At 74.9% G+C, this 6,552-nt stretch carries 5 protein-coding genes; 2 read left to right on the plus strand and 3 right to left on the minus strand.

All coding sequences use genetic code 11. The annotated features are described in order from the left end of the window. Window positions 1–12: 12 nt before the first annotated feature. Both F6X68_RS06615 and F6X68_RS06620 read right to left on the minus strand, forming a co-directional pair. Window positions 13–1,029, minus strand: a complete 1,017-nt coding sequence (locus F6X68_RS06615) for a GNAT family N-acetyltransferase (protein WP_151453410.1) — start codon at window positions 1,027–1,029, stop codon at window positions 13–15. A gap of 72 nt (window positions 1,030–1,101) precedes the next feature. After that, the gene (locus F6X68_RS06620; protein WP_151453403.1) at window positions 1,102–2,733 is read right to left on the minus strand and encodes a lytic transglycosylase domain-containing protein; all 1,632 of its coding nucleotides are present in this window, start codon (window positions 2,731–2,733) and stop codon (window positions 1,102–1,104) included. A 38-nt stretch (window positions 2,734–2,771) separates the two neighbouring features. Between F6X68_RS06620 and F6X68_RS06625 the strand changes: the two genes are divergently transcribed. Both F6X68_RS06625 and F6X68_RS06630 read left to right on the plus strand, forming a co-directional pair. Then, window positions 2,772–2,990 carry a zinc ribbon domain-containing protein gene (locus F6X68_RS06625; protein ID WP_151453404.1) on the plus strand — a complete coding sequence of 73 codons (219 nt, stop codon included), beginning with the start codon at window positions 2,772–2,774 and terminating at the stop codon, window positions 2,988–2,990. A 99-nt stretch (window positions 2,991–3,089) separates the two neighbouring features. Beyond that, on the plus strand, window positions 3,090–5,924 hold the full coding sequence (locus F6X68_RS06630) for an adenylate/guanylate cyclase domain-containing protein (RefSeq protein ID WP_151453405.1): 2,835 nt from the start codon (window positions 3,090–3,092) through the stop codon (window positions 5,922–5,924). A gap of 78 nt (window positions 5,925–6,002) precedes the next feature. On the opposite strand, the gene F6X68_RS06635 is transcribed toward F6X68_RS06630, so the two are convergent. After that, window positions 6,003–6,539 carry a phospholipase gene (locus F6X68_RS06635; RefSeq protein WP_151453406.1) on the minus strand — a complete coding sequence of 179 codons (537 nt, stop codon included), beginning with the start codon at window positions 6,537–6,539 and terminating at the stop codon, window positions 6,003–6,005. Window positions 6,540–6,552: the final 13 nt, after the last annotated feature.

A 6,552-nucleotide genomic window follows, 5' to 3' on the forward strand; every position in this document is an offset into this window, starting at 1 on the left:
TGAACGTTCCGGTCAGCGTCCGGCGTCGAGGCGGTGCACCAGCTCGGCCACGTCGATGCTGTATTCGCACCACTCGCGGTCCGGGCGGTAGCCCAACTCGGCGTTGACCTTGAGCATGGCCTCGTTGGCCTGCGCGTTCCACGTCTGCACCTCGGTCAGCTCCGCCTCCGCCGAGCGCAGCTCCATCAGCATCCGCGCCTTGATCGCCCGGTCGATGCCGTAGCCCCGGTGGTCCTGCACGACGATGGTGTCGTACTGGTCGGCGCGGGTGGGATGCTGGACCGGCACGACCACCTCGGTCAGCCCCGCGACCTCACCGGTCTGCTCGTGCAGAGCGAGCACGATGTAGGGCTTCATGCCCCGCCGGTGCAGGCAGTCCAGGCTGTCGCGCAGCCGCTGCGGGTCGTAGGAGCTGGGGCGCAGCTCGCCGTCCTCGACGTCGCGCACCTCCGCCTTGGCCCGCGCGTACGTCTCGATCAGCTCGTCCGGCGGGCCGCCGGGGTGGAACTCCAGGTGGTAGCCCGCGCCGATGCCGGTGGCCATCTCGGACAGCTCGGCCCAGTCCACCCCGGACAAGTCCAGCACGCTGCGGGTCTCGACGTACTCCTTCGAGAAGCCGAGCGACTCGTAGAAGGCGACGGCCGGCGTGTCGCCGACCACCTCGACCCCGATCGACTGGAAGCCCTCCTGGTAGACCCGCCGGGCGGCGGTCAGGACGAGGTCCCGCCCGAGGCCCGTGCGCCGCTCCGCCGGGTGCACCAGCACCTCCAGCACCCCGATGTCACCGAGCAGCAGCACGTGCACGTGGCCCAGGATCGCCCCCGGGCTGCCGTCGGCCGCCGGCTCCGCCTGGGCGACCCAGGAGATCCGCCGCTCACCGGGCATCACCTCGGCGAGGTATTCCCGCATGGAACTCTCCCGCCACGGCGGGTCCTGCGGCAGATCGGCCGCCAGGACCGCGTTCAGCGTGTCCAGCAGCGACGCGATCTCGACGGACGACGCGGTCCTGGGGTCCCACTCGCGCACCATCACCCGTCTAGCTTGCCGCTAACCGCTGCCCGGGGGAAGTGTCCAGTTCTCCAATGTATGCAGACGATCACTTCACGTGCGGCTCGCCTGTCCGTACCGGTTGGCGGTGTCGTAGACATCCTGGGCGTACCGGCGGACGTCGTTGTAGGACAGGATCGCGTTCCACCAGTCGGCGGGGATGGTCAGGTTCCGGCCGCCCTTGCAGAGGTAGTTGCCGGCGGCGAGGGCGGCGTCGTCCAGGTCGTGCGGGTCCTTGACGCCGTCGTTGTCGGCGTCGGCGCCGATCTCCTGCCAGGTCGTCGGGATGAACTGCATCGGCCCGACCGCCCGGTCGAGGATCGGGTCCTTGTCCATCACGCCGCGGTCCGTGTCGGGGATCCGCATCCGGCCGCCCTGCCCGTCGAGCGGCAGACCGATGATCTCGGGTAGCGCCTTGCCGTCCTGGCGGAGCGTCGCGTTGTTGGCCTGGCCGTGCCCCGACTCGACGAACCCGATGGCCGCCAGGGTGGTCCAGCTCAGCCCGCAGCTGCGGTTGGTCTGGGCGAGCACCACCTCCGCGTAGCCGTACGCCTGCACGGCCACCGGCGAGATGCCGACCTTCGGCCCGACCTGGGCGGCCCAGCCGGCCAGCGCGTCCGACGGCCGGCCGGTGACCCCGCCGGGGAGTGGACCGGGCGGCACCGTCCCGCCGGGCAGCACCGTGCCGCCGGGCAGTGGCGTCTGACCGGGCAGCACCGTGCCGCCAGGCAGTGGGGTCCCGCCGGGCAGCGGCGCCTGCGGAACGGTGGTCGGCGCGGTGGAGGTGGCGTCGACCGCGACCGGACGGGGTCCCCGGGCCGTCGCGGGCACCAGCAGCGCACCCGCCGCAGCCGTCGCCGCGACCAGGGCGAGCAGGAACACCCCGGGCAGGGTGAGTCGCCCGCTGGGCCGCCGCGACCAGTCCCGGGTCGCGCGGGCGGCGCCCATCGCGACGCGGTGCGGCGGCCGGCGTACGGCGTGCGCGAACTGCACCCGGCGGCGCCGGGGCCCGGTGGCCGGTTTCGTGGCGGGCACGTCGACCTTCGTCTTCGCGAGGTCGCCCGCGCCCGTGGCCGACGCGGCGCCGGCGTCGTCACCGGTCTTCGCCCCGGGCCCGGTCGTGGAGGCCCCGGCCGCGCCGCCGGCCTTCGTGTCAGGGCCGGCTGCGGTTCCGTCGTCCGGCTTCGCGGCCGTGGCGGCGCTGTCGCCCGGCTTCCCGGTCGTGCCGGCGCTGTCGTCCGGCTTCCCGGTCGTGGCCGGCTTCGCGTCGGCGGCCGGCCCGTCGCCCGACTTCGCCTCTTCCGCCGACTGCGCCTCTTCCGCCGGCCTCGCCTCTTCCGCCGCCTTCGCTTCGGCGGTGGGCTCGGTGACCGGCCTGGTGCCGGTGGCCGGCTTCGCCTCGTCGACCGGCTTCGCCTTCTCGGCGGTGGCCTCGGTCGCCGGCTTGGCCTCGGTCGCGGGCTTCGTCTCGGCGGTGGGCTCGGTCGCCGGCCTGGTTTCCGTGGCCGGCTTCGTGTCGCCGGCGGCGGTGGATCTCAGCCAGGGGCGGCGGGGACGCGGCAACCGCGTCGCGGGTTCGGGCGCGGCGCCGGAACCGGCGAGCGGCCCGTCGATCGGTGCCGCCGGCCGCAGGGGCCGAAGGGTCGTCCTGTCCTCGCCGTCCACCACAAGTTGAGTATCACCCATGTCCCCCCGTACGTCAGGACCGGTCGTACCCTGGTGCCATGCCCCGGTACGAGTTCCGTTGCCGCGCCTGCGGCGACACCTACGAGGTCAACCGCCCGATGTCGCAGGCCGCTGAGCCAGCGTCCTGCCCGCAGGGGCACACCGACACGGTCAAGCTCCTCTCCACCGTCGCGGTCACCGGCCGGGGCGGCGGCGCGGCCGGTGGCGCGCCGGCGCCGGCCGGTGGGGGTTGTTGCGGCGGTGGCTGCGGCTGCTGACCTGCGGGCCCGCAGTCGGCTCCGGCCGACCGTTCTCACGATGCGTGATGGTCCGGTATCAGGCAGCATGAGTCCGACGTCACGGGCGGAGGTTCCACCATGTCGCCACGGATCCACCTTCCGAGCGGGTTGGTGACCTTCGTCTTCACCGACATCGAGGGCTCCACCCGGCTGGCCCAGCTGCTCGGCCCGGACTACCGCCCGGTGCTGCGGGAGCACCGCCGCCTGCTGCGCCGCACGATCGCCGCGACCGAGGGCGCGGAGCTGCTGACCGAGGGGGACTCGTTCTTCCTCGCCTTCCCCGACGCGACGGCCGCGCTGACCGCCTGCCTGACCGCGCAGCGGGCGCTGGCCAGCCACGAGTGGCCCACCGCCGAGGCCATGCCCCGGGTCCGGATGGGGCTGCACACCGGCTGGGCGGAGCCGCGCGACGGCGAGTACGTCAGCCCGGAGGTGCACCGCGCGGCCCGGATCGCCGCGGCCGCCCACGGCGGCCAGGTGCTCTGTTCGGCGTCGACGGCGCGGCACGCGGAGCCGCTGCCGCCCGACGTGTCCCTGCACGACCTGGGCCTGCACCGGCTGCGCGGCTTCGACGACCGGGAGCGGCTCTTCCAACTGGTCGCGCCCGGCCTGGAGCGGCAGTTCCCGCGGCCCCGCACCGCCGACGCGTCCGCGCACAACCTGCCGACCCCGGTCACCTCGTTCGTCGGCCGGCACGCCGAGCGGACCGAGCTGAAGCAGCTGGTGGAGGCGCACCGGCTGGTCACCGTCCTCGGCGCGGGGGGTGCGGGCAAGACGCGGTTGGCCGTGGAGCTCGCCGTCGACCTGGTGGAGTCCCATCCGGACGGTGTCTGGTTCGTCGACATCGCCGCGGTCACCGACCCGGGTCTGGTGGCGTTCGAGGTCGCCGCCGTGCTCGGTCTGCGTCCCGAGCCGGGCCGCCCGATGGTCGACACGCTCGTGGAGTACGCGGCCGCGCGCCGGATGCTCGTCCTGCTGGACACCTGCGACGCCCAGCCGGCCGCCTCGGCCGACGTGATCTCCCGGCTGCTCGCCGGCGGGGTGGGCGTCCGGGTGCTCGCCACCAGCCGGGAGTCGTTCGGCCTGCCGGGCGAGGTGGTCTGGCGGATCCCGTCGCTGTCGGTCGACCCGCCGGTGGACAGGGCGGAGAGCGACGCGGTCGCGCTGCTGCTGGACCGGACGGCGGCGGCCCGGGGCGGCCGGCCGCCGGATCCGGGCGAGTCGGCCGACCTGCGGCGGGTGGTGCGTCGGTTGGACGGGCTGCCGCTCGCCATTGAGCTGGCCGCCGCCCGGCTGCGGGTGCTCTCCGTCGGGCAGCTCGCCGAGCGCCTCGACGACGTGCTGGGCACCCTCGACGCGGGCCGGGAGGACCCTGACCCGCCGGTGGAGCCGGACCGGCCGGGCGGTCGGCCGGACACGGTGGACCTGGTGGCGGCGGCCGTGGGGATGGTGCCGCCCAGCCCGGCCGTCCGGGCGGTGCAGCGTTCCGCCACCGAGCGGCACCTGACGATGCAGGCCACGGTCACCTGGTCGTACCGCACGCTGGGGCCGCGCGCCGCCCGGTTGCTGCGCTGGCTGGCGGTCTTCGCCGGCCCGGTCGACCTGGCGACGGTGGAGTGGCTGCTCGGCGACGACCCGCTCGATCCGCTCTCGGTGCTGGTCGACAAGTCGATGGTGCTGGCGGAGCCGCATGCCTCGGGCAGCACCTACCGGATGCTCGACCCGATCCGGGCGTACGCGGCGCGGCGGCTGGCGGAGGCGGGGGAGGAGAGGTCGGCCCGCAACCGGCACGTGGCGTGGTCGACGCACGCGCTGGAGCGCGCCCACCTGGGCCCGGACGGGCGGCCGGTGACCCTGTCGCTCTACGTCCTCGACCCGCTCGCCGGCGAGCTGCGCGCCGCGCTGCGCTGGTGCGCCACCGGCGGCAGTGCCCGGGCCGGCCTGCGGCTGGCCGGGGGCCTCGACCAGTGGTGGCGGGAGCGGGGCCTGGCCCGGGAGGGGCGGCTCTGGCTGTTCCGGCTGTACGGGCGGATCGCCGAGACGGGGGAGCGGATCCCGGACGCCGAGCTGGCGGCGGCGTACCACATGCACTCGCTGCACGCCGGCGCGGACGGCGAGTTCGCCGAGGAGCTGCGCTACTCCCAGCGGGCGGAGGCGGCGGCCCGGCAGGCGGGCGACGCCGGCCTGCTCGCCCGGGTGCTCGCCGGGCGGGCGGCCCCGTTGGTCGACATGGGACAGTTCGCGGAGGCGGAGCGGATCTGCCGCGAGGTGATCGACTGGGCGTCCGGCCAGGAGGTGCTCGGCGACGCGCTCTTCGGGGTGTTCAGCCTGGCCGAGCTGCTCTGGCGGCGGGGCGCCCTGGACGAGGCGGCCGAGCTGCTGGGCGCGGCCCGCCCGGTGGAGGCGGCCCGCCCGGTAGAGCGGGGGCGGCGCTCGGTCGACATGCTGCTCGGGATGGTCGCCCTGGCGCGCGGGGACCTGGTCGCCGCGCACGAGCATCTCCAGGTGGCGCTGCGCTCGCGGATGAGCCACGGCTTCCACGGTCGGGCCTGCGACACGCTGAACGCGATGGCCGTGCGCTGCGCGGCAGGCGGTGACGGGCTGACGGCGGCCCGCCTGTTCGGTGCGGCGGGGGCGACCCGGGCGAGCATGCGCTGCGCCCCGGGCATCTACGGCGGGTACTGGGCGCAGCGGCAGGGGGAGCTGCGCCGGGAGTTGGGCGACGCGACCTTCGACGGCGCGTACGGCGAGGGGACCGAGCTGGGGCTGGAGGAGGCGGCGGCGTTGGCCCTCGCCGTCGAGCATCCGGACCTGGCGGTCGGCTCGGCGAGGTTCGGCGCCGGTCACGCCCGTGTGGCTCCCCGGCAGTCCGTCGCCCCGGACCGTCGCCGCCACCACACCGGCCACGCCTGACGGCGGGTGGGACCCGCCGGTCGGGGTCCGCGTCATCGGGCTGGCCGGGGACGCGAACCCCTGGGCGTACGGGCGCGGTCAGCGCAGGGCGGCGCGGCTCTCGGCGTCGGCCTTCATCCGGGCGGCGCGGTCGATGTCGGCCTGCTGCACGGCGGCGAGCGAGCCGAAGGCCTTGACGGCCTGGTAGTACGTCCAGGCGAGGCTGGTGCAGGCGGGCCGGACGGCGGCGTTGTACGTGGCGCAGACCCGCTTCAGGTCGGCGTAGAAGGCGTCGTCGAGGCGGGCCTTGTTCGCGGAGAACCGGCCCATCGCCTTGTAGTTGCGGTAGCCGAAGTCGTGCCGGTAGCAGGAGAGGTTGAACGTGAAGCCGAGCGGGTTGTCCGGGCTCGACGAGCAGTAGTCGGTCGACCAGTTGAATCCGTACGCCGCCCAGGCGCCCTGGTTGAGCCGGCCGGAGTTCCAGGAGTTGTAGCTGGAGGCGCTCGTCTGCGTCCAACTGGAGAGGACGGACAGCTTCTGCGAGGTCGTGACGGCGGCGGCGGGGGAGGAGACCCCGAAGACGAAGAGCATCGTGAGCGCGGCCGAGGCGAGCAGGGTGGTGAGGCGTTTGGGCACGGGTACCTCCGCG

Source organism: Micromonospora sp. AMSO12t, assembly GCF_008806585.1.
GTDB classification, from domain to species: Bacteria; Actinomycetota; Actinomycetes; order Mycobacteriales; family Micromonosporaceae; genus Micromonospora; species Micromonospora reichwaldensis.

Bases quoted from the DNA above. Each gene is read 5' to 3' on its own strand.
- F6X68_RS06615 (WP_151453410.1), bottom strand. From the start codon at position 1,029: ATGGTGCGCGAGTGGGACCCCAGGACCGCGTCGTCCGTCGAGATCGCG.
- F6X68_RS06620 (WP_151453403.1), bottom strand. From the start codon at position 2,733: ATGGGTGATACTCAACTTGTGGTGGACGGCGAGGACAGGACGACCCTT.
- F6X68_RS06625 (WP_151453404.1), top strand. From the start codon at position 2,772: ATGCCCCGGTACGAGTTCCGTTGCCGCGCCTGCGGCGACACCTACGAG.
- F6X68_RS06630 (WP_151453405.1), top strand. From the start codon at position 3,090: ATGTCGCCACGGATCCACCTTCCGAGCGGGTTGGTGACCTTCGTCTTC.